This window comes from Clostridium liquoris (assembly GCF_002995785.1).
In the GTDB taxonomy this organism is placed as follows: Bacteria; Bacillota; Clostridia; order Clostridiales; family Clostridiaceae; genus Clostridium_AO; species Clostridium_AO liquoris.
Genome location: NZ_PVXO01000027.1, coordinates 28,277 through 52,930, shown reverse-complemented (window position 1 = coordinate 52,930; position 24,654 = coordinate 28,277). Strand labels below are relative to the sequence as shown.

Sequence of the window (24,654 nt, the reverse complement as noted above, 5' to 3'; positions counted from 1 at the left end):
CCTTTTTTAGTTAATAGTTAATAGTTAATAGTTAATAGTTATTATTATTTCCATTTCAATATTTTTATTTTGTTATATTTTTTTCTGTAATTAATTAAGCATGGATTCCCTACTAAATTGAACAATGGCAAATCAGATAATGAGTCAGAAAACATATATGATTTCCCAAAGTCTACATCAATATTCTCCTCTTTTAAAACTTCCATTAATCTATTTACTTTTTCTTCGCCCTTGCAGTTTTTTCCTTCTATTTTTCTACTAAATACTCCATGATTTATAGTAAATTTGGTTCCGATGACTTTATCTACTATAGTTATATTATACAATTCATTTAAATAAAATTCAGCAGATGCTGATATCAAATATATTTTATATCCTTGTTTTTTTAATTTTTCCATATATTCTATAGCATCCTTGTAAAATATTTTACTTAAACGTTTCTCATAAAACTCCTTTACCAGCTTTTTCATATCATCTTCTTTAATTCCCTCTATAAAGGATATAAAATTTTCCTTTGCTTTTCCTGCATCATATATTTTAAAAACATAAAAAAAAGCCGCTTTAAGACTCCTTGGAATATACTTAATCAGATAGGGTTTTTTTCTTAATACAAATCTATAAAATTCTATCAATGTTTCCCTTTTAGTTAAGGTAAAATCCACATCAAATATGGCTAGCTTTACTTTTTCATTTTCCATTTAAGAATCCTCCAGTTCATCATCTATTCTTATTACTTACTATATATATTTTAATATTGAAAAAAGAACCTCACTTCCGTGGGTTCTTTTTTAATAATTATTCTTCTGTATCACCTAAAGTTTGGTAATAGGAAGAAACTTCTTCAAACTCTTCATCCTCAGGAATTACAAGTTCACTATTTTCTTCATCTCCAACAACTTTAAATAAGTATACTGAACCATCCTCCGGATTCTGTACTAGTACATATTCATTCTCCTTATACTCAAATCCGTCAACCACTTCGCAAGTTACTACCTTGCCATTTTCATCTTCTAAATCTACTACTAAGGCGCCATGTTCATGATCATGATCTTCACAGCCGCATCCACAACCTTCGCTTTCGCAGCCTTCATTTTCACAACCACAATTATATAGTTTTTCATTATCCATAATATTCATCCGGCATTTAAAAAAAACCAGATTTCCACCTCCTTTTCGGTTATGGTATAATTTTAACCTTAAATGCAAAATTTTAAAAGACCTTTTTGAAAAATATTTTTTAATACTGTAAAATCCTTAGCAATTGCTAAGGATTTTCTTAATTTAGAAGGACTTTTTAATATTTTTAACTATTTTTTTTACACCTTTTTCTATTCCGTCTGTCATATCATTAACAGTCATTTTTTTCCTTCTTTTATTAAATACCTTTTTATTCATATAAATTCATCTCCCTTCTATATAAGTATTATTCCTATTTTCTCTCCATATAAGTTTTTAATACTAGTAAATAAGAGTGACCTTTAGTCATTTATTCCTTAACTAAAAAAAAGGAGACCACTTCGTGATCTCCTTTTTTATTAAAATTAAACTAATTTTTTATAGCTTTCGTATCTTACCTTTGCATCCTCTTCAGTCTTAGCATATAATGAATCTGCTGTTTCTGGGAATGCTTTCTTTAATGAAGCATATCTTACTTCGCCCATTAAGAAGTCTTTGAATTTGCCCCAATCTGGTTCTTTTGAATCAAGTGTAAATGGATTCTTACCTGCTTCTTTAAGAGCTGGATTGAATCTGTACATCTGCCAGTATCCACATTCAACGGCTCTCTTCTGTTCTAACTGACTGCAGCCCATTCCAACTTTTAATCCCTGGTTGATACATGGTGCGTAAGCAATGATTATTGATGGACCATGATAAGCTTCAGCTTCCTGCATAGCCTTTAGTGTCTGGTTCTGATTGGCACCCATAGCTACCTGTGCTACATATACATAACCATAGCTCATAGCCATCATTCCAAGGTCTTTCTTCTTTGTCTTCTTACCTGATGCAGCAAATTTTGCTATAGCAGCAGTTGGTGTAGATTTTGAAGACTGTCCACCAGTATTTGAGTAAACTTCTGTATCAAATACAAATATGTTTACATCTTCTCCAGATGCTAGAACGTGGTCAACTCCACCGTATCCGATATCGTAAGCCCAACCGTCTCCACCGAAGATCCACTGTGATTGTTTTAGTAAATAATCCTTGTGTTCAAACATATCTTTTACAGCTACATTCTTACCTTTTTCAGCTTCAAGCAATGGGATAAGAACTTCTGTAGCTTTCTTTGAAGCTTCTCCATTGTCCATGTTATCTAACCAGTTCTGTAAAGCTGATTTTAATTCAACACTTACTCCAGCTTCCATAGCTTCTTTAGCATTCATAGCCAATTTTTCTCTTATCTGTTTAGTTCCAAGGGACATACCTAATCCGTATTCAGCGTTGTCCTCAAATAATGAGTTAGCCCAAGCTGGACCATGTCCTTTATGGTTAACAGTGTATGGAGTTGAAGGAGCTGATCCTCCCCATATTGATGTACATCCTGTTGCATTAGCTACCATCATTCTGTCACCAAATAACTGAGTTAATAATTTAGCGTAAGAAGCTTCTCCACAACCAGCACATGCTCCGTTGAACTCAAGTAATGGCTGTTCGAACTGACTTCCTTTTACAGTCATCTTGTTCATTGGATTTTCTTTTGGTGATAATGTTAAAGCGTATTCCCAATTTTCTTCTTCTTTTAACTGAGTTTCAGCTGGTTTCATAATAATAGCTTTTCCTGGTGCTGGACATACGTCAGCACAGTTTCCACATCCTGTACAATCAAGTGGAGTAGTAGTAATTCTATACTGTAATCCAGCAAATGCAGCTCCACCCTTAGCAGCAACCATGTTAAATCCTGCAGGAGCCTTAGCAGCTTCTTTAGCATTTAGTAAGAATGGTCTAATTACTGAGTGAGGGCATACAAATGCACACTGATTACATTGGATACATTTATCTGCCTGCCATTCTGGAATATTAACAGCTATTCCTCTCTTTTCGTAAGCAGCTGTTCCCTGTGGGAATGTACCATCTTCATATCCTTTGAATGCTGATACAGGAAGTTTATCTCCTTCTTGTCTATTCATAACATCAACGATATTCTTTATGAATTCTGGTTTTTCTTTAGCTTCTTGTACGAAACCTTTAGTAGTTGTTTTCCATGATCCTGGAATGTTGATTGTAACAATGGATTCTACTCCTTTGTCTATAGCAGCGTTGTTCATGTTAACAACTTTTTCACCTTTTTTGCCGTAGGATTTAACAACAGCCTCTTTTAAGTACTTAATAGCATCTTCAACAGGAATGATATCAGCTAGCTTGAAGAAAGCAGCCTGCATAATCATGTTGATTCTTCCACCAAGACCAATTTCCTGAGCAATCTTAACAGCATTGATTGTGTAGAACTTAATATTGTTATTAGCAATGTAGTTCTTCATGGATGCTGGTAACTGAGCTTCTAATTCTTCTGGAGTCCAGATACAGTTAAGTAAGAATGTACCATTCTTCTTTAATCCATCAAGTACATTGTATTTATGAACATATGCTTGGTTATGACAAGCAACGAAATCTGCTTTGTTTATTAAGTAAGGGCTCTTTATAGCTTTCTTACCAAATCTTAAGTGAGATACAGTTATACCACCAGATTTCTTTGAATCGTATGCGAAGTATCCTTGAGCATACATATCAGTATGGTCTCCTATGATCTTTATAGCACTCTTGTTGGCTCCAACAGTACCATCTGATCCAAGGCCCCAGAACTTACAAGCTGTAGTTCCTTCTGGTGTAGTATCCACATCTTCTCCAACTGGAAGTGACTTGAATGTTACATCGTCGTCTATACCAATTGTGAAGTCGTTCTTTGGACATTCTGCTTTTAAGTTTTCAAATACAGAAATGATGTGTCCTGGTAAAGTATCTTTTGAACCTAATCCGTATCTTCCTCCTACAATAACTGGGTTCATTTCTTTACAGCTGTAGAATGCTGATCTAATATCTAAGTATAATGGTTCTCCTATTGAGCCTGGTTCTTTTGTTCTATCTAAAACAGCTATCTTCTTAACAGTCTTTGGTATAGCTTTGAAGAAGTGTTCTAATGAGAATGGTCTATAAAGATGAACTTTAACTAAACCAACTTTTTCTCCCTGAGCCATTAAGTAATCTATAGTTTCTTCGATACAGTCACAAACTGAACCCATAGCTATGATTATTCTTTCAGCATCTGGTGCTCCATAGTAGTTAAATAATTTATAATCTCTTCCAGTTAAATTGTTGATTTCATTCATGTAATGTTCAACAGTTTTTGGAACAACATCATAGAATCTGTTACTAGCTTCTTTTCCCTGGAAGAATATATCAGGGTTTTCAGCAGTACCTCTAGTTACTGGGTGATTTGGATTTAAAGCTTTTGCTCTAAATGCATTAACAGCATCCATATCAACTAATTTAGCTAATTCATCATATTCCAAAACTTCTATCTTCTGAATTTCATGTGATGTTCTGAATCCATCAAAGAAGTTTACAAATGGAATACTGGATTCTATAGTTGATAAATGTGCAACAGCTGATAAATCCATAACTTCCTGTACACTGCTTTCAGCAAGCATAGCAAATCCTGTTTGTCTAGTTGCCATAACATCGGAGTGATCTCCAAATATATTTAAAGCGTGAGTTGCAACTGCTCTTGCACTAACATGGAATACGCATGGAAGAAGTTCACCAGCTATTTTATACATGTTAGGGATCATAAGTAAAAGACCCTGTGATGCAGTATATGTAGTAGTTAATGCACCAGCCTGTAATGAACCGTGAACTGCTCCAGCAGCTCCAGCTTCTGATTGCATTTCCATTAGTTTAACAGTCTGTCCAAAAATATTTTTCTTTCCTTGTGCAGCCCATTCATCAACATGTTCTGCCATTGGTGATGAAGGTGTAATTGGGTAAATTGCTGCTACATCAGTAAATGCATAGGATACATATCCAGCAGCGGTATTACCGTCCATAGTTTTCATTCTTCTCATTGAAAATTCCCTTCTTTCTACAGATTTAATTGCATAAAAATATTTAAAAATTTTGTAGAAAATCCACAAAATTTATAATAAGCTTAAAAATATATTATATAATCATTCTAAAAAAGTGTTTAACAAAATCTTCTTTAGTATACATCAAAAAAACAAATATGTAAAACATATTAGTTATATTTTGTTACAAAATAACCTTTTAATTCAAAAATTTTATAAAATTTTTATTATTTTTTAGTTATATATAAATTTTTTCTATTAAAACCTTTGCAAAGTTATTATAACACAAATTTTTTAAAGAATAAAGTATAAAGAACAAATAATAAATATGGACAATTTTTTTACTTTGCGTATTTTTCAATAAGCTTTATAATGTTATCTACCCCATTTTGAACTGGACTTTCTTCCATTGTCTTTATATATCTCTTTCTATCTTTATATAGTTTTTTTATCTCTTCTAAAAGTAATTCATTGGTCAATTCCTCTTCTTCTAAAACCACACTGTATCCAGACTGTTCAAAGGAAGCTGCATTTAATATTTGATCCCCTCTGCTGGATTTTTTTGAAAGAGGTATTAATAAGTTTGGCTTTTTTAAAGCTAATAGCTCAAAAATCACATTAGCTCCTGCCCTTGAAATAACTATATCAGCTGCCTTCATAAAATGAGGAAGCTCTTCCTTAACATATTCAAATTGTTTATATCCAGGCATGTTATTGAGTTTTTCATCTAAATTTCCTTTACCACAAATATGAATTACATTAAAATCTTTTAAAATTTTTGTTAATATACTTCTTACACTATCATTTATAAATTTTGAGCCTAAACTTCCTCCTATTATAAGCAATATAGGTTTATTTTCTTTAAAACCACATATTCTTATTGCCTCTTCTGTTTTTCCCGAAAAAAGTTCCTCCCTAATTGGAGTCCCTGTTAATACTCCCTTCTTTCCCTTTATATTATCTAATGATTCTGGAAAAGTTACACAAACTTTTGTGCAATAAGGGATTGAAAGCTTATTTGCAAGGCCTGGAGTAATATCTGATTCATGCGCAACCACAGGGACTTTGTTTAAATAGGCCCCAATTACTACTGGAACAGATACAAAACCTCCTTTAGAAAATACAATATTAGGTCTTTCCTTTTTTATAATGCACTTAGCTTGCCATACTCCTTTTAGTACCTTAAAAGGATCAGTAAAATTTTTTATATCTAAATATCTTCTAAGTTTACCGCTGGATATTGCATGATATTTTATTTTTTCATTTTTTATAATATTTTTTTCTATTCCATCATTAGTACCTATATATTGAATCTCATAGCCTAATTCTCTGAGCTTTGGTATTAAAGCTATATTTGGAGTTACATGTCCTGCTGATCCTCCACCTGTTAATATTATTTTCTTTTTTACCAAAATAATCACCAACCCTCTTTAATAATTGACAATTGACAGTTGACAATTGACAGTTATTAATACTTGTCCTCTATTTTAAGTATCATTTTATATTATTCAAGAACTATTGTCCAATGTTATTGTTTTAATGAAAATTTGCTGAATTGTAATAGTATTCCAATTTGTGTACAAACTACATCTTGTACCTCTAATAAACTAATATATTTATTTCAAATGTGGTTAAGATAATAATACCAAAGAAAAAGGAGGTAGTAAAAATGGCAAGAGGCAGTAATAGAACATTAATACCAGAAGCTAGAGAAGGCTTAAACAGATTTAAAATGGAAGCTGCTAAAGAAGTAGGCGTTAACTTAACAAATGGATACAATGGAAACCTTACTTCAAGAGAAAATGGATCTGTTGGCGGACAGATGGTTAAGAAAATGGTAGAACAGTACGAAAAAAATTTATAATAAAATAAGTACACACAAAAAGTGGATGGTAAGCCCATTAGAATAATTGATTCTTATAAGTTTACTTTCCACCAAGAATTATAGAAAGGCATATAATGCTTAAATTAATTTGGCATTATATGCTTTTCAATTTATATATTGTTCTAATTAATATCTGACATTTCTATATTTACTATGTCACCACAATTCTCGCTTATTGTAGCCAATTGGCTTATTGAATTAGGTACTGGAGATTTTCTATCAAGTACTACAATAAATTCCGAGCCCTGGGCTATTTTACTTTTTACATAAATACTGCCTTTCATAGCTTCCATAAATTTTTTTACAACTGTAAGTCCTAATCCCAGCCCTTCTGCTCCTCTAGAAAGAGTGCTGTCTATCTGAGTGCATCTATCAAATATACAGTCTATTTTGTCCTCAGGTATGCCTACACCTTCATCTTTAATAGTTAAAGTAAAATAATCCTCTTTTACATCTATAAGCACATATATACGTTTATTTTCTGGAGTATATTTTATTGCATTTGATAGGAGATTTAATAATATTCTTTCATACTTCTGTTTGTCAATTACAACTTTACACTCCTCTTCATTGGTATCAAATATTATATTTAAACTTTTTTCTCTTCCATAGAAGTTAACTAAGTTCACTATTTTCTCACTTTCCATTACCACGTCAAATTCTTTATTATTAATGGAAAGCATTTTTTCTTCGGCTTTAGAAATATCCATAATGTTATTTGTTAATTTAAGAAGTCTGCTGCAATTTTGATTTATTCTATTTAATGTCTTTTTTATATTTGGAGTTATTTCATCACTATATATGTCATTAGCTAATTGTAGTGAAGAATATATTATAGTTAAAGGTGTTCTTAATTCATGAGATACTATAGTTAAAAATTCGTCTTTCATTCTATTAATTCTTTCTAATTGTAAATTATGATTTGTTTCTTCAGTTACATCTATTCCATGAATATATATTCTTTTATTTTCGCCTTTCACTTTATAAGGTGTTATCTTCATTTTATAATACTTTTCTTTTTCATTTGCTTCCTTTACTGAGAAAGGAGCTAACACTACTTCCTCATTATTTTCAACTGAATACAAAAGTTTTTTTATAAATTCATCATTGCCGCGGCTGGAAAATACCTCTAAAATATTTTTCCCAATAATATTATCTGCAGAATATTTTTTATCAAATAATGTAGTTAATATTTGTTCAAACTTTTTATTTAATAGTCTATTGGTAAATCCAGGATAATCTAACACTGATATAGGTATATCTAAAGTGTTTAAAACATTTTTTACAAACTCAGACTGCTCCTCTGCATATATTTCATTGAGTTTTTTATCTGTTATATCCTTTAAAGTTATTATGGTATATACAAGTTCCCCACTGCTTTTTATTATTGGGTTACTACTGTATTCTATATATTTTAATTCATTGCTATTATTATCTTTTAACTTTAAAACTAAATTTTTTATAGATACATTGTTCATATGATATTTATTAAAATATTTACCTAAGCTTTTATCATTTTTATCTTCAGTGCTTATGCTATATTTTCTTACAATGTTATTATAATCTAAAAGCTCTATTTGTTTTAGTCCAAGAATATTGCAAACAGCATTATTGCAAAGGGTTATCTTATGATTATCATTTATTACCAAAATACCTTCTGATATATTATTAATAACATCTTTTAAATGCATTAAGTGTTCTTGTTCTCTTTTCCTTAGTATTCCAATAATATCGCATTTGGTCTTTAATTCTGTGGATAAAGCTAAAAACTTTTCTCTCTCTTTCTTCTCTTTTAAAATATTAGCATAGGATTCTGTTATATCTTTTAAAATACATATAGAACCTATTATTGAGTCTTGGTTAATAATAGGTAAGGTTGTCACCTCAATATAAAAATTTTCATGATTCATATTACACAATAATACCTTATTCACCATGCAGCTGCCTTGATTTAAAGTTGCATATAGTGGAATCTCTTTAATTCTTAAAATTTCACCATAATCATTATACAAGTTATAAACCTCTATAAAATGAAAAAGGTTTTTTAAATCCTCTATTCCAGCCTTTGCTAAGCTATCATGAGCTTTTTTGTTCATACATTTAATATTTCCTTCTTTATCCGTTGTGCATATAAAATAAGGAAAAGCTTCTAACAGCTTTGTATTTATAATATAATCATTAATAATATCTATATTATTTTTGCTGTCCTCATGTATTTCATTGATGAATACTTCTAAAGTATTTTCTTTTACACTTATTTTTATATCTATAAAAGTACTTGAATTTATCTTTATGTCTCTTAAATTGCAATCCTTATCATTACAATCACAATAGCATATTGCATCTATTATGGCATTAGGCAAATAAAGATTGGATATTTTCTTTCCTATAATGTTATTTGAAATATTAAAAATATTGCTAAATCTGTTGTTTAAGTATTCTACCTCCAGAGTTTCTTTTCCCAGTATTAATACTCCAAAGGGAATACTTTCATAAAACTTGTACATAAACAGTCCCCCGCATATAGAAAGTTGAATATATTACCTAAAATATCATTTTTTATACTCAACCTATATTATATTTCTTAATTTTTCTATAAACAAGACTTAATATTAATTTATTTGTAAAAAGTAATAAACTAATAAAGTATTACCATTTCTTTTCTAAATAGAACTAAATCTATAATCTACTATTCTAATCTGAATAGATACATATCCATTATATTCATTTATATATGGATAAAATATAAAGTCCATTTTAATATTCTGTGAATTATTAATTATATTATCATAGTCATCACCATATTTCATTTTCAGTTCTTCCTCAAATTCTTTTCCTCTGCCAAAACATAATCCATAAATTTTATTAAAGCTATTACCTATCCTTAAGCTGAATTTTATGGTATTTCTATCCTTGCCTAATATACTTATTCTATCTACCATTACATTTTTTTCTGCAAACAGTGGTGAAGGATTGCCTTTGCCAAAGGGTTCCAATATCTTCAGATTTTTTACTAAGTCAGTGGATATTTCTCTTAATTGAAGTCTTTTATCAATACTTATTTTAGGTATCATATCCTCTTTCTTAAGCTTGCATTGTTGATTTAGTGACTTTCTAAGCATAGGAATGTTTTCTTCCTTTAAAGAGAGTCCCGCTGCCATGGGATGCCCTCCAAACTTTTCTAATAGGTCTTTGCATTTAAGAAGTTCTTCAAACATATTATACCCTTCTATGGATCTTCCAGAACCTTTAGGCATATCCTTTCCCCTGGTTAAAACTATGGTAGGTACATTATATTTCTCCTTTATTTTGCCAGCTACTATGCCTGCAATACTTTCATGAATATCCTCTTTGTATATTACAAATACCTTATCATTTTTTAAAGGGGTGTTTTCTATAATTTCTTCAATATCTTCTACACCTTTTATTGTCATTTCCTGTCTTTCTACATTTAACTTATGGAGCTTTGATGCCAAATCTTCAGCTGTTCTTTCATCTTCTGCTAAAAGCAATTCTACTGAAAGTTTTGCAGTTTCCAATCTTCCTGTAGCATTAATACAAGGTCCTATAATATAGCCTATATGATAGGAATTCAAATCTTTACCTTCTATGTTGGTTTCCTTTATTAAAGCCTTTAGCCCTAAATTTTCTGTATTCTTTAAAATTTTCAATCCATTTTTGGCTATGATTCTATTTTCATCCACTAAATCAACCACATCGCATATGGTGCCTATAGCAGCATACTGTAGTAATTCATATATTTCATCTTCATTTACATTCATTACAGAATATAGTGCTTGGGCAAATTTAAAGGCTATTCCCGCTCCACATAACATTTTAAAGGGATAGCTGCAGTCACCTCTTTTAGGATTTACCACTGCATCTGCTTCAGGCAATATGTAATGTCTTTCTCCATTTTCATCCTCTTTAAAGCTTAATTCATGGTGATCAGTTATTATTACCTTCATACCCAATTCTTTAGCTAATTTTACCTGCTCTATGGCTGAGATTCCATTGTCACAGCTAAGTATTATATCAACTCCTTCTTCTTTCAAGGATTTGATTCTTTCACTATTCATGCCATAGCCTTCATCTTCTCTATTTGGAATATGATAAATGAAATTACCCTTACATCTCTTTAAAGCCTTATATAATATTACAGTGCTTGTAACTCCATCTACGTCATAATCACCATATATGGCTATTTTCTTTCCATGCTTTATTCCCTCTTTTATTATTTCTATTGCCTTATCCATGTCCTGCATTAAAAAGGGATCATAAAGATCATTTAATGAAGCATTAACAAATCTATCTATATCATAAGGGGTCTTTATCCCCCTGTTCACCAAAATATTAACCATAATTGGATTTACTCCAGTTGTTTTAGAAAGTTCCTTTATATTTACACTACTACATTTTATCATCCATTTTCCCTTCATGCTGTATCACCTCTAAAACATTATATAATAACTTTAAAAATATTGCGAAGCAATATTTTTAGTTGACAGTTGGCAGAGGACAATTGACAGTTAAAGTATAAAGAATAGATAATAAATTAGGTAAGAACTAATAAGTAAAAAGTAAGAGTTTATGAAAAAATTCAGCAAGGCTGAATTTTCACCACAACTATTGCTTCTTAGCTCTTACCTCTTACTTATCTATAAATTTAAAATTTTTCGTAATGTTAATGGAGAAAAATTACCCTTAACTGTCCACTGTCAATTGTCAATTGTCAACTAAAAAAGTACTTCGCACTTTTTTTAATTTCCTATAAAGTAAAAAATCCCTGAGCTAGGCCCAAGGATTTTTTACTAATTCATCATATTTTTTATTGTTAATAATTTTTCTTTTAATTTATTAATTTCCATCTGTCCATCTTCTAATCCTATAATTTTATCTAAAGAATCAGCATTATCTTCTTCTAATTTTTGAAGTACTTGTTGAACTTTATTCATATTCCCAGATTTAATAGCATCCTTTAGATTATTAAGATTGCTTTCATATGAGCTAATCATGATTATAAGTTTATCCGCACTGTTAATTTCAATATCAATACTATTTATATACTGAATTTTAAGTGATTCAAGTCCATTTAATTCTCCCATGGCAGCTGCTTCATTTCTTTGATTTAACAAGCTTTGTCTATATGTTTCTAAAATAGTTTTATAATCTTTATAAAACCTAGAAAATTCATCTAATGCACTAAGAATTTTATTAGGATCTTGTAAATTTGCTAAATTCTCTTCAGTTAGAACATCATCCAAACGGTTCATAATATAATTTGTAGTATTGGTATTTTCTGCAATGTATTTATCACAATAATCTAATAACTTATTAACGTAATCTCTTTCTTCCGCTGTTATATTTTCTGGACCTCTTAATAAATATTCTACTGAAAAATCTATAGCTGCTGCTCCACCAAGCAAATATATATTTTTGTAGTTTTTACCATCTAAAAATTCTTTTTGATTAGTTATATCTTTTCCATCAGTAAGCACTATTGGGGCATTAAATTTTGTAGCTAAAGCACTCCCTGATAAAGCATCAGGAAAATTTGAACCATTGGCTATTACTGCAGTATCAGTATCCATATTAAAACAATTGCATACTTTTAGTGAGGTTTCATATCTATCTTTTCCCGCCAATTTTATTACTTTATCCTTATCCAATGAAGGTACTATGCCCTTTATTTCACTAATAACATTAGCTCCTACAGAAGCGTCTCCACCTATTATATATACTTCACTTGGTTCTATATTTTTAATCATATTTATAGCTTCATCGGATAATTTAGAATTTGATGTCATAATTATAGGGTACCCTTTTGAGGCTGCAATACTTGAAACACTAAGTGCATCTGCAAAACCATAAGCATTTACTATAACTACAGGAGTATGTTTTTCTACATTCATGAAGTTTACAATAGATTTATTGGTATCAAATCTATTTTTTCCTCCAAGTCTTACAAAGTTTTTATACCCTTCACTTTTTATTTTATTTATAAACTCATCATTTATGGATGCTTGTCCTCCTAATAGATATACTGTTCCACTTTTATCCAAATGAGATTTTATGTATTGTATACACTCCTTACTCTCATCTTCTGTATTACCTGCTAACAATATAGGTGCATTTAGCTTTTTAGATAGTACACTTCCAGCCAAGGCATCAGGAAAATTCTTTCCGCTTGCTACTATTACATTTTCCAAGGTGCCATTATTAAATTGGTTTGAAATGCTAACTGAAGTCTTGTACCTATCCATGCCATATAATCTAGTAACATTGTAATTATTTTGTGCATGGACTGTGTTTGAAATTCCTACTGTTATTGCAGCTGCAGCAATAAAACTCAATATCTTTTTCATTAATATCACGCTCCAAATTAATTATTAACAAAATATTATCATATTAACATAAAATTAACATTATGATGTTTATGGGCCTCTTGGAATATTCAGTAACCTCTATTATGAATAAAATCCATGAATAAAATTAAAATATAACTAAATGAAAAATAATATTGAAGGTGGAGATATAATTTTACATGATGATGTGCTTTTGTTGGCATGAGTAGAAGAAGTACTAGAGAAGCTTGTGATGAGGTTCAGCAGGTGTTAGATACTCATAAAATAGATGTTAAAGTGCTTCCTATAGAATTTGACAATAAGAAACTTCACCTTGACTGTGTATTTAATACCATAGACGAGGACTTAGGCTTTAAAAAGATTGCGATACAATCTTTTTAAGTTGACAGTTGACAATTGACAGTGGACAGTTAAGGAGGCTTTTCTTACGTTGACACTACAGAAAAGCTTTAAATAATTTTTTAAATAATAAAGTATAAAGAATAGATAATAAATATGGACAATTTTTTTCCATTAACATTACGAAAAATTTTTAATAATTAAAGATTTTCTGTAGAATAACGGAAGAAAATCATCCTTATTTATTCTTTGTTATTTTTTATAATGAGTAATAATATTGTTTTAACAAAAGGGCATCTTTTTCAAGAATTGGGCTTTCACAAATTACACAGCCCTTTATATCAAAGGTTTTAAAGGCTTTAAGACAATCCTTGTAATTAAAATCACTTTCTTCAAAGGGAAGATGATTCTTTTCTCCTTTTTCACCATAGTTTATGCCTGAAAGATGTATATGCATATCCTCTAAAGCCTCATAACCTAGCTCATCTTTCATATGTTGAAGTATTTTTGCAAAATCATCATAATTCTTTAAACCGCCATTATATCTAGCATGAACATGAGAAAAATCTATGCAGGGTTTACAAGTAGTAACCTCTTTGCAAAGAGCCACAATTTCTTCTACAGAACCAAACTGGGTGCCCTTTCCTGTGGTCTCAAGCCTATAATCTACCCCAAGGTATGGAAGTTTTAAAAGATTTTCTTTAATAGTGTTAAAAGTATCCTCTTTTGAAGATTTTAAATAAAAACCTGGATGGAATATTAAACTCCTTCCCTCTACCTTTTTTAAGCCCTCTGCTCCTTTAATTATTCTTTCTAGGGATTTTTCCTGTTTTTCTATTTCTTCTGCATTAAGATTCACATAATAAGATCCGTGAGCAGAAAGATAAAAATCATTTTCTAATTTTGAAGCTAAAACTTCACCTTTATTTTTATCTGTGATATTTACAGAGCGAACAAAAGGAAGCTCCATAGCATCAAGTCCTATATCTTTCAAGTATTTTATTGCAGTTTTATAAGTAAATTTTTTAGAACCATCACCTATAGGAATGCCTGATATTCCAAAAAGTAATTTATCCAAAGTAACACAACCTTTCAAAATATTAATCTGATAATATTTTAAACGTTGGGTAGTTTTAAGTCAAACTCTGAAAAAATTGTGACCAATTTTTTTAAATGGAGAAAGTAGTTTTCTTAAGCAAACTCCACCTGAACCTAAAAATCATTTGATCATTAAAGTAAATATTTCCAACAAATTACCGATAATATTATGAAGAAATAAAATTCACTTTATATGGAGGAATAATGCATGAATATATTATCAGTATCATCAAATAACAGGAATAACTCTTTAAACAGAATTAAGAATATAGATAATGAAATAAAGTTATTAGAAAAGCAAAAGTTAAATGTACAAGAACAGATTAGCAAAGTAAGAGAAGGAAAAGCTTCTGAAGATGTGAAGCGAGAGCTTATAAAGCCTTTAGAAGAACAGATAAGAATATTAGACCAGCAAATACAACAAGAGCAGATGGACAAAATAAAAAAGGATGACCATAAAGATGGAAAAAATAGCCTTAAGAAAAATTCAAATAATACTAAAGCTGATAAGAATAGTATAAAATTCTCAGATGATACTGACAATTTAGTCAATGCAGGTTTAACCTATTCAAAAATTAAAACAGCTCATGGAATCAAAGTTAAAATAAGTGGTGAATCTAAAATACTAAAAATGGAAGCAAAAATGGATATGGGGCGAGGTAAATTTGAAATTGCAGAAAAGAAAGAATTGAAGGCTAGTAATCTGGATATGAATGTTAATAAATTAGATAAGAACATAGCAAAAGAAAATAGAAAAATAAAAAACATTGAAAATCATAATACAACAAAACCTGAAAAGGAAGATACAAATTCTCATGAAATAAATCATAAAACCCTAGATGTGTTAGCTTAATCAAGTGAGATTATAAAAAATTCAGCAAGGCTGAATTTTTTTTCATAAGCTCTTACTTCTTACTCATCTACAAAATTAAAGCTTTTCTGTAGTGCCAACCTAAGAAAAGCCTCCTTAACTGTCCACTGTCAATTGTCAATTGTCAATTGTCAACTAAAAAATTGGTCACAATTTTTAATACTCTCCTCTGCCTTGGCTATCTACTTTAACCTTTGCCTTTACCTCTATGATAGAATTTAAAACTTCTTTATTCCAATCAATATCTTTTCCTCTTCCATACTTTGCAGCTGCTACCTTTCCCAGCTCTAATATATCCACTCCATAATTGCCCTTTGTTTTATTTATAAAATCCATGCACATTTTCTCAATATGCTTTTCCATTTCATTTTCAAATTCTTTTAATGCTTTTGAATCACTACTAAAATTTTTATATAGTTCATTGCCTACAATGGGACCTTGGAGATTTAATTCTATAACAAATTTGTACCTATCTCCTTCTTTGCTGCAGTTAACCTTTCTTTTTGCTTTAGGATGATAATTTATAAATTCAGTAGAATTTTTTTGTATAGTTAAAATTCCTTTTCCTCCGCTTTCCCGCAATAGATTTAGTATTTTTGCATCTTTCATATCTAATTTCCCTACCATTTTATCTTTATTAAAAATTGCTACACCTGTTATTTCTATCCCATCTTTAGTTAATTCCACATAAGGCAGCACTACATTTCTCCCTTCTGAGCTAGATATTATAATAAAATCTATAACAGTATAATCCTCAGGGAAAAAGTTAAATTCATTTGAATGTTCTATCATATCTCCTATAACTTCATCAGTAGCATTATATTTTTTAGTTTCATATTCTAATATATCCTTTGCCTTACCACTGCATACTGCTACTTTACCATTATCATTTACTTCAGGATTATTTACTAATGCATCTACTGGAGCTTTTAATCCATACCTAGCCTGTTCCTCACTGAAAATTATTACCTTTTCCAATCCAAGTATCAATTTTTTATTAGATTTTAGCTGCCTATCCTCCCTTGTTTCTCCTACATTTAATCCTTCTCCAATTAATACATGGCTGTGATTTTGCTGTTTGCTCTCTAAAAAATGAGTTCTAACAGAAACACTATAGTTCACCCCATCCACAAAATCTTTTTTTAAATCATAACCTATCATACTAGATATATTTAACTCCTCCACAAGAGTTCCCCTTTTACCAATAAAGCTAATTATTAAAATTAAAATGAAGCTAATCATTATTACTGTTTTCATCTTTTTTTGCATAATCATCACCTTTCCTAAAAGCCACTAATATAGCAGTAATGGTAACTAACATAACATTATATATTACATGTGGTAGAAATATCATATTTAGAAAATCCCTCCTAGTAGTTGGACTGCCATACAGGGTGGATAATATAATCATTATGGGAAAAAGTATTATCACCCATGCTTTTCTATCAAATTTTTTAATAAATTTGTTTAACCCATAGGAAAAGGTATAATAATTTATAGAAATAACTCTAAACATATTCATAACCCATAGAGATGAAAATATATATCTAAAAGAATTAATTACTGGTATCATTATACTTTCTGTTACTGTGACTAATGGCCATAAAAATATTGAGGTTGCATCTATACCTAAATACAATATGGTTACTATAGTAAATAGAGTATAAATAGTTGAAGTAAAGGCTATGCTTTTTAATCCACATTTCTTAATGTTTATATCCATACCTGCAAAAGGATATATTATAAATAGTACTTCTATTCCTGCATACGCAACAACAGTTTCCTTTAAGCCCTTTATGATGTTTAATGCTCCACTGCCAAATATGGGTTTTAAATTTAATATGTTACCTTTACTTATAGCAAATAACGGTATTATATAAACTATGAATGTGCCATAAAATAATACTTCATTTATTCTTCCAATGGTCTTTATCCCTCCATAAGCAGCATAAGCTGTTATTAAAAACAATACAGTTAAAATATTCCACCTATTTAAAAAAGGTACCATATAAATTCTCAGTACATTATTAATTCCTGCTGCTACTTCTGTAGCAGCTAATAAAAAAGATAATAGAAATATTAGATTAAATATACTTCCAAAGAACCTGCCATAAATTTTTTTATTAATATCCAATATATCCGCCTTTGGGTATTTCTTTCTAATATAGTTTGCTATAAAAACCATGTATATGGGATAAACCGCACCTAAAAAAACAGATATCCAACCATCCTGTTTGGATATCTTTATTACATCCCCTGGCAAACTTAACACTCCTATACCTGTCATGCTTCCTATGAGTATACACATTAATTGACTTTCCGTTAAAACATTATCCTCTTTAGTTCCCATGCTTTTTCCTCCTAAAAAGGTTTCTAAAGTTACTTTGCCTTGTAGGATTTACATTGGGTATAATTTCAGGTCTTTTATCCATTTTCCAAACAGGTTCTCTTATAAATATATCCTTTAAATCATTTTTATAGAATTTAAAATAGGGCACTCCATAGCTTTCTAAAGTACATAAATAGGTTATAACAAAAAACCACCCTGCTGCAATGCCAAGCATGCCTAAAAAGTTTCCTAGAAATAACATGGGATAACTAATTAGCCTTATAGAAAGGGACATTTCATAGTTAGGTATTAAAAAGGTTGCCACAGTAGCAATACCTACTATAAGTAAAGTGGTAGAACTTACTATTTTTGCTTTTGTTGCTGCATCTCCTATAATAATACCTCCTACCACACTTAAAGTTTGACCTATTTTAGATGGCAATCTAAGACCGCCTTCCCTCAAAAACTCTATGATTAAATTCATAGACAATATGGACATGAAGGGTGTTAATGCTATACCTTTTCTTGATTCAATGATAGCTCCTAAAAACTTTAAAGGAATTAATTCCGGATTAAACTTTATAAAGGTTACATAAATAGCCGGCAAAGTTATAACAATAAAAGCTGCTATATATCTTAATAATCTTGTAAATGAGCCTAGATATGTTCTTTCACTGTAGTCTTCTATTGTTTGAAAAAATTCAAATAATACAACAGGAAAGGTTACTACAAAAGAAGTTCCATCCACAAGCATGGCAATTCTTCCCTCCAGTAGATCTGACTGTACTATATCCGGCCTTTCTGTAGAAAAGCTTTGTGGAAATATACTATAAGGATAGCATTCTATAAATTGCTCTAACATACCACTGCCTGAAAATCCATCCACATCAATAGCATTTAGCCTTTCTTTTATGTCATTTACTATATTGATGTCTGCTATATTGTCAATATATAATAATGCTACATCTGTACTGGTTCTTCTTCCTATTACCAATCTTTCCTCCACTAGGCTGTTATCTTTTATTCTTCTTCTAATTAAACTTATATTTGTTTCTAATTTTTCTACAAAGCCTTCTCTAGATGCTCTTACGGAAGTTTCATTAATTGGATCCTCTATGCCTCTGTATTCTCCTCCAATAGTATCAATTATTATAAATTTGGCAGTTCCCGGAAACACCAATACACTTTTGCCCCTCTTAATATTTAAAGCAACCTTATTTATATCCTGTTCTATAAAGACATTGCTAATGGATATATATTTTTTAATAATAATATCCTCTAAATTATCTGTAACAGCTAAATCCTCTTCTACTTTGAACATTAACGGTCTAAGTACATCACTATCTATGGTCTGTCTATTAGTTAATCCATTTATATATAATAATGCTGCGTCCATACTGCTGCTTTTTCCTATTACAAATTCTCTTACTATTAATTCATTTTTTTCACCAACTAAACTTTTTATAGAATTTATTTTAGTCTGAAGTAAGTTTTGGTTTTCCATAGATATATCATCCTTCCATGGTAAGTAAAGTATATACACTAATTATCCCCATAGCATTAAATAACTATGCAAAAAAATCATATAACTGCACAAAATATATGTGCAATCATATGATTTTTTACTACTCATTATTTATAATATGTTTTATTTAAGAAAAAGATGCTTTAAATTTTTTGACGCTTCTTTTATGTTTTCCTCAGCCAATATAGCAGAGATAACCGAAATGCCTTCAATTCCTGTATCTTTAAGTAGAGATACATTTTCTTTACTTATTCCACCTATAGCCACTACAGGAATAGATACTGTGCTTTTTATTCTTTTCAATTCCTCAATTGATACATTTTTAGCATCCTTTTTGGTTGTAGTCCCAAATATAGCCCCTACACCTAGATAATCAGCTCCCTGCTTTTCTGCTTCCATAGCTTCATCCAAATTTCTTGCTGACACTCCAATTATCTTTTCTTCTCCAATTAGTTTTCTTACAATTTTAGCCTCCATATCACTTTGTCCAATATGTACCCCATCAGCATCTACTGCTAAAGCTATATCCACTCTATCATTTATAATTAAAGGTACATTATATTTACTTGTTATGGCCTTTATTTTTAAAGCAATATTATAAAAATCCCTTGTATCTATATCTTTTTCCCTTAACTGAACTAAAGTTACTCCACCTAAAATTGCTTCTTCTACTGCTTTTTCCAAGCTTCTTCCCTGTAAAAGTCCTCTATCAGTAACCAAATATAATGTATAATCTACTGAATTTTTCATTAGTATATTTTGCTCCTTTCTTTATAAATATTTAAGTCCAGATTATAAATACTGTCCATTAAGGATGCCTTAAAGGAACCTATTCCTAAATTCTTAGTTTTTTCATAGGCTATTTCTCCTGCAATACCCATGGAAGCTATTCCCGCTACAGCCGCCATTAGGTAATCACTTTCCGCTCCACAAAAACTTCCTATTAAAGAGGAACACATACATCCTGTACCTGTAATTTTAGATAAAATTTTATGTCCATTGGCAATATAATAGCTTTTATCTTCAGAACTTATACAGTCAACTTCTCCAGTAATAGCAATTACAGCATTTAACTTTTTAGAAAGCTGTTGTGCAATTTCTTTCTCCTCCTCCATTTTTGAAGAAGTGTCCCCAATTTCTGAAGTATCTACACCTTTAGTTACAACTTTTATTCCTGCAATGTTTTTAATTTCTGATAAATTTCCTCTAATTACTGAAAAATTAACTTCTTCAATTAATTTTTTTGCCACCTTTGTTCTATAAGTTGTGGCTCCCACACCTACAGGATCTAATATTACAGGTATATTTAGTTTGTTTGCTCTTTTGCCTGCAAGTATCATTGACTGTACTGTTCTACCATTTAGTGTTCCTATATTAATTACTAAAGAAGAAGCTATAGAAACCATCTCCTCTACTTCTCTTTCATCATCTGCCATTACCGGGGAGCCTCCAATGGCTAATACAATGTTTGCGCAATCGTTTACTGTAACATAATTTGTTATATGATGAACAAGAGGATTCTTTTCTTTTACCTTTAATAAACTATTATATATATTTTCATACATTTCCATATCTGCTGCCTCCAACTTTATTTAAGAGCACAGAGTACAGATGACAGAGTACAGATAAGGAGAATTTTTCTCCGCTCACGCTGCGAAAAATTTGAAATTAATGCTTTTCTATAAAGAAAAGCCTCCTTTACTGTCCACTGTCCATTGTCTCTGTCAACTATTATTTATTATTTATTATTTAGAAACCATGCCTGCTTTCTTATAAAGTGTATAAAAATGATTTGTAGGCCCTACTCCTTTTCCTATATCTAAAGAATGTTCTATGGCTACAGTAATATATTCTTTAGCTAATTTAACTGATTCCTCTATTGAATGACCAAGGGCAAGATTTGATGCTATGGCTGAAGATAAAGTACATCCTGTACCATGGGTATTTTTTGTATTTATCCTCTTACCTTCAAAATAGCGCATACTCTTTCCATCAAATAAGATATCCACTGCATCATCTTTTAAGTGTCCACCTTTTATTAGTACATACTTAGCTCCAATTTTACAGATAAATCTAGCTACCTTTTCCATATCTTCACTATTTTCTATTTTTTCTATATGTAATCTTTCTTCCTCTGGCAATATTTCATTATAAGTTTTTACAATAACTTCTGCCTCTGGAAGATTAGGAGTCAATACAGTAGCTAATGGTAATAGTTTTGTAACTAAAGCCATCTTAGATTCTGGCTTTAAAAGATCAAAGCCACTTTTAGATATCATAACTGGATCAACTACCAAATTCTTTGGATTATACTGTTTTATCTTTTCACAAATTATATCTATAGTGTCTATTTTAGACACCATACCTATTTTTACAGCATCTACTTCTATATCTGTAAAAATTGCATCAATTTGTGCCCCAATTATGTCTTTATCTATATCCTGAACCGCAAAAACTCCTTGAGTATTTTGAGCAGTTATAGCGGTGATAACACTCATACCAAAAACACCATGGGCAGACATTGTCTTTAAATCTGCTTGAATACCTGCTCCTCCTGAACTGTCTGAACCCGCTATTGTCAATACCTTTTTCATACTAAAACTCCTTTCTTTTAATTGAAAAATAAAAAAGGTACAATCCATCGGTGGGATTTGTACCTTAAATTTCAAATTAGCTTTCAAAGCATGTTCCTACGCTGGCATTATCCAGATCAGGTTAAAGGGTCTAAGAATTTATTTCTTACTCTCAGCTGGCAATACCAGCTCCCCTGCCATTGTATATTCATTTTTATTTTACATATTCATAATACTACAAGTAAGTATTATGGTCAATACTAAATCCAGTAAATGCTGCCTGCAATAACTATTATATAGCGCCCCGCAATTATGGAATAAAGTTCACATAAATGAGTATACTAAGCTTTAATACACCTAGGAGGACTATCTTATGAATGAGAACCTTACTAATAGACAAATTGCCTTCTATATATTTGGAGCAGTAGTTGGTTATAGCATCATTAGTCTTCCAAAGCAAGCTGCTGAATATGCTTCCACTGCTGGCTGGATTTCCATAATTATGTCTACAATAATTGCCTTAATTGAAATATATATAATTACATTTTTAAACTATACCTTTAAAAATATGACCATTTATGAATATAGCAGAATTCTAGTTGGTAAATTTACATCCAATATATTTATTATTTTATTTATAATATACACATTTATGCTTTCCAGTATGTCCATTAGGGATACTGCAAACATAGTAAAAAATTCTATACTAATTAAAACTCCCATATGGATTATAATATTTATTTTATTGTGTTTATGCTATTATGCTTCTTCAAAAGGGTTACAAGTTCTTGGAAGGCTATGCGAAGTTTATGGTATTTTTATTATTATTTTTACAATATTAATAAGTATAGTTTCTTTCCAGCAGGGAAATATATTAAACCTGCTGCCAATACAAGGTTTTAATGGAATAATAGGTCCATTAAAATCATTATCACAATTAATTGCTGCATTTTTAGGAGCGGAATTCTTATTGGTAGTTCCTTTTAATGAAAAAAATAATAAATCTGTGTTTAAGTATACTTTATTTATAATTGTATTTATAGGTTTATTTTATATAATAGTCTTTGAATCAACCTTATCTATAATTGGTGCTGAGGATTTAATTCATTATTATGATGCTTTGTTAACCTCTGCTAAAAGAATCGATATTCATTTCTTGGAGTTTTTTAGAAAAATAGATGGATTTGTATTAACTACTTGGATAATGGCGGTGTTTACTACTATTTCAATTTCAGCCTATGTTTTAACATTTTTTATAAAAAAGTTATTTAAAATAAACAATACCTTTATTTTGTCAATTGTAATTATTATATTGAGTTTTATTGCTTCACAACTTCCACAAACCATTGAAGATGTTAGAAAAGTGCTATCATATACTTCATATTTAGGAATATTTTATTCATTTATCATTCCTCTTATATTATATATTGTTGCAAAGGTGAAAAAATATGATAAAGAAAATCTATAAAGTTCTATCAATTATACTTCTATTTATATGTACTACAGTATTTTCAGGCTGCTGGGATTATACTGATATAGATAGAAGAGGAATCTATACCTCTGTAGGTATAGATAAGTTAAAAGGAGACATAGAAATTACTAGTGAATCAGCTGGATTTAAGACTTCATTATCTAAGGGTGAAAATAAAGCAGAGCCTAGAATTATCCATGAAATCTCTTCCTATGGCATTAATTTTGAGGAAGCCCGATTTAATGATGATTTAAAAACACCTTTCCCTATATTCTTAGGTGCTGTTAAAACCGTTGTGTTCAGCCAAAACTATGCAAAGGACGGCATACTTCCATATATCAACAGGATAAATAGACTTTATGATTATAGAAAAACTATATTGCCAGTTGTAAGCAGGGAACCTCCTAAAGAAATATTCGATTTAACTGTTTCAAATGATTTATCTCCGGGCTTTTTAATTGAAGATATTGTTAGAACTCTAAATCAAACCGGAAAGGGTATTTATGTTACCTTTAAAGATATACTAAATTTTACTTCCTTAAAAGAAATAGGTTTTATACTTCCCTACGTGGGTATAGAAAGCGGATTAATAAGCTATTTAGGCTTTGCAGTAATAAATGACCAGGGCAAACTTATTGATGTAATAGATATGAATAATTCTAAAGGCATAATATATCTGCTATCTAATAATCCTAAATTAACGGAATATTCAAGCTTAATGGATAGCAGTAATTTACTGTCTACTACTCCTATAAACTTTAAAAGAAAAGTCAAAACCCAGTATATTGATGATAAAGTAATAATTAATATAGATTTAAAGCTAAAAGAAAAACTAGAATACACCTATGAGGAAACATCTTTAAGCCATGATGATTTAATAATGTTAGAGAATATATTATCTAACAAAATAAAAGGTTATATTGTCAATACAGTTAGTAAAGCCCAAGAAGATTATAAATGCGATATATTCCAATTTTTAAGATATTTTAGAGCACAAAACCCAAAGGCATATAAAACAATTGATTGGAAAGAGAAGTTTCCTAAAGCTGAAGTCAGTGTGAATGTAGATGTAAAAATAGCAAGTGTATGTCTTTATGATTATAAGGCAAACAATAAAAAGTAGTCAAAAGCAAGGTGGTTA

At 30.3% G+C, this 24,654-nt stretch carries 19 protein-coding genes and 1 riboswitch; of the genes, 5 read left to right on the top strand and 14 right to left on the bottom strand.

The annotated features are described in order from the left end of the window. Positions 1 to 44 precede the first annotated feature (44 nt). The 4 genes from CLLI_RS04335 to CLLI_RS04320 all read right to left on the bottom strand — a co-directional run bounded on the left by CLLI_RS04335 (position 45) and on the right by CLLI_RS04320 (position 6,469). Entirely contained in the window at positions 45 to 698 is a 654-nt protein-coding gene (locus tag CLLI_RS04335; RefSeq protein WP_106063007.1) for an HAD-IB family hydrolase, read from the bottom strand. A 97-nt stretch (positions 699 to 795) separates the two neighbouring features. After that, positions 796 to 1,128, bottom strand: coding sequence for a DUF1292 domain-containing protein (locus CLLI_RS04330; RefSeq protein ID WP_106063062.1), 333 nt, complete (start codon positions 1,126 to 1,128; stop codon positions 796 to 798). Between the two features lie 413 nt (positions 1,129 to 1,541). Beyond that, the gene (gene nifJ, locus CLLI_RS04325; protein ID WP_106063006.1) at positions 1,542 to 5,057 is read right to left on the bottom strand and encodes a pyruvate:ferredoxin (flavodoxin) oxidoreductase; all 3,516 of its coding nucleotides are present in this window, start codon (positions 5,055 to 5,057) and stop codon (positions 1,542 to 1,544) included. A gap of 341 nt (positions 5,058 to 5,398) precedes the next feature. Continuing rightward, positions 5,399 to 6,469 carry an undecaprenyldiphospho-muramoylpentapeptide beta-N-acetylglucosaminyltransferase gene (locus CLLI_RS04320; protein WP_106063061.1) on the bottom strand — a complete coding sequence of 357 codons (1,071 nt, stop codon included), beginning with the start codon at positions 6,467 to 6,469 and terminating at the stop codon, positions 5,399 to 5,401. A gap of 257 nt (positions 6,470 to 6,726) precedes the next feature. On the opposite strand from CLLI_RS04320, the gene CLLI_RS04315 reads away from it, so the two are divergent. Next, positions 6,727 to 6,921 carry an alpha/beta-type small acid-soluble spore protein gene (locus tag CLLI_RS04315; protein ID WP_106063005.1) on the top strand — a complete coding sequence of 65 codons (195 nt, stop codon included), beginning with the start codon at positions 6,727 to 6,729 and terminating at the stop codon, positions 6,919 to 6,921. A gap of 143 nt (positions 6,922 to 7,064) precedes the next feature. Here CLLI_RS04315 and CLLI_RS04310 read toward each other — a convergent pair whose 3' ends face one another. The 3 genes from CLLI_RS04310 to CLLI_RS04300 all read right to left on the bottom strand — a co-directional run bounded on the left by CLLI_RS04310 (position 7,065) and on the right by CLLI_RS04300 (position 13,307). Then, positions 7,065 to 9,449 (bottom strand): PAS domain-containing sensor histidine kinase, encoded by a 2,385-nt coding sequence (locus tag CLLI_RS04310; protein ID WP_146127070.1) that lies wholly within the window; start codon positions 9,447 to 9,449, stop codon positions 7,065 to 7,067. A gap of 156 nt (positions 9,450 to 9,605) precedes the next feature. Continuing rightward, positions 9,606 to 11,381, bottom strand: coding sequence for a single-stranded-DNA-specific exonuclease RecJ (recJ, locus tag CLLI_RS04305; protein WP_106063004.1), 1,776 nt, complete (start codon positions 11,379 to 11,381; stop codon positions 9,606 to 9,608). A gap of 372 nt (positions 11,382 to 11,753) precedes the next feature. Further along, positions 11,754 to 13,307 (bottom strand): cell wall-binding repeat-containing protein, encoded by a 1,554-nt coding sequence (locus CLLI_RS04300; protein WP_106063003.1) that lies wholly within the window; start codon positions 13,305 to 13,307, stop codon positions 11,754 to 11,756. A 201-nt stretch (positions 13,308 to 13,508) separates the two neighbouring features. On the opposite strand from CLLI_RS04300, the gene CLLI_RS04295 reads away from it, so the two are divergent. Then, positions 13,509 to 13,688 (top strand): hypothetical protein, encoded by a 180-nt coding sequence (locus CLLI_RS04295; RefSeq protein ID WP_106063002.1) that lies wholly within the window; start codon positions 13,509 to 13,511, stop codon positions 13,686 to 13,688. Positions 13,689 to 13,905: 217 nt separating this feature from the next. On the opposite strand, the gene CLLI_RS04290 is transcribed toward CLLI_RS04295, so the two are convergent. Next, a complete protein-coding gene (locus CLLI_RS04290; protein ID WP_106063001.1) occupies positions 13,906 to 14,724 on the bottom strand; it encodes a TIM barrel protein in 819 nt (272 codons plus the stop codon). Positions 14,725 to 14,952: 228 nt separating this feature from the next. Between CLLI_RS04290 and CLLI_RS04285 the strand changes: the two genes are divergently transcribed. Continuing rightward, complete coding sequence (locus CLLI_RS04285) at positions 14,953 to 15,597, top strand: FlxA-like family protein (RefSeq protein WP_106063000.1); 645 nt, start codon at positions 14,953 to 14,955, stop codon at positions 15,595 to 15,597. Between the two features lie 174 nt (positions 15,598 to 15,771). Here the strand turns inward: CLLI_RS04285 and CLLI_RS04280 are convergent, their stop codons facing one another. The 6 genes from CLLI_RS04280 to thiD form a co-directional block, all read right to left on the bottom strand. Then, positions 15,772 to 16,884, bottom strand: a complete 1,113-nt coding sequence (locus CLLI_RS04280) for a Ger(x)C family spore germination protein (RefSeq protein WP_106062999.1) — start codon at positions 16,882 to 16,884, stop codon at positions 15,772 to 15,774. Beyond that, positions 16,850 to 17,965 (bottom strand): GerAB/ArcD/ProY family transporter, encoded by a 1,116-nt coding sequence (locus CLLI_RS04275; protein WP_106062998.1) that lies wholly within the window; start codon positions 17,963 to 17,965, stop codon positions 16,850 to 16,852. The genes CLLI_RS04280 and CLLI_RS04275 overlap by 35 nt, the downstream gene beginning before the upstream one ends. Then, entirely contained in the window at positions 17,955 to 19,448 is a 1,494-nt protein-coding gene (locus CLLI_RS04270; RefSeq protein ID WP_106063059.1) for a spore germination protein, read from the bottom strand. Before CLLI_RS04270 ends, CLLI_RS04275 begins: the two co-directional genes overlap by 11 nt. 144 nt (positions 19,449 to 19,592) lie before the next feature. Then, on the bottom strand, positions 19,593 to 20,219 hold the full coding sequence (gene thiE, locus CLLI_RS04265; protein WP_106062997.1) for a thiamine phosphate synthase: 627 nt from the start codon (positions 20,217 to 20,219) through the stop codon (positions 19,593 to 19,595). Further along, on the bottom strand, positions 20,219 to 21,040 hold the full coding sequence (gene thiM, locus CLLI_RS04260; RefSeq protein WP_106062996.1) for a hydroxyethylthiazole kinase: 822 nt from the start codon (positions 21,038 to 21,040) through the stop codon (positions 20,219 to 20,221). Before thiM ends, thiE begins: the two co-directional genes overlap by 1 nt. A 174-nt stretch (positions 21,041 to 21,214) precedes the next feature. Further along, complete coding sequence (gene thiD, locus CLLI_RS04255; protein WP_106062995.1) at positions 21,215 to 22,063, bottom strand: bifunctional hydroxymethylpyrimidine kinase/phosphomethylpyrimidine kinase; 849 nt, start codon at positions 22,061 to 22,063, stop codon at positions 21,215 to 21,217. A gap of 73 nt (positions 22,064 to 22,136) precedes the next feature. Next, positions 22,137 to 22,248: riboswitch (TPP riboswitch) on the bottom strand. Positions 22,249 to 22,415: 167 nt separating this feature from the next. On the opposite strand from thiD, the gene CLLI_RS04250 reads away from it, so the two are divergent. Together CLLI_RS04250 and CLLI_RS04245 are read left to right on the top strand one after the other, a co-directional pair. After that, positions 22,416 to 23,510, top strand: coding sequence for a GerAB/ArcD/ProY family transporter (locus tag CLLI_RS04250; RefSeq protein ID WP_106062994.1), 1,095 nt, complete (start codon positions 22,416 to 22,418; stop codon positions 23,508 to 23,510). Next, the gene (locus CLLI_RS04245; RefSeq protein WP_106062993.1) at positions 23,491 to 24,636 is read left to right on the top strand and encodes a Ger(x)C family spore germination protein; all 1,146 of its coding nucleotides are present in this window, start codon (positions 23,491 to 23,493) and stop codon (positions 24,634 to 24,636) included. Before CLLI_RS04250 ends, CLLI_RS04245 begins: the two co-directional genes overlap by 20 nt. Positions 24,637 to 24,654: the final 18 nt, after the last annotated feature.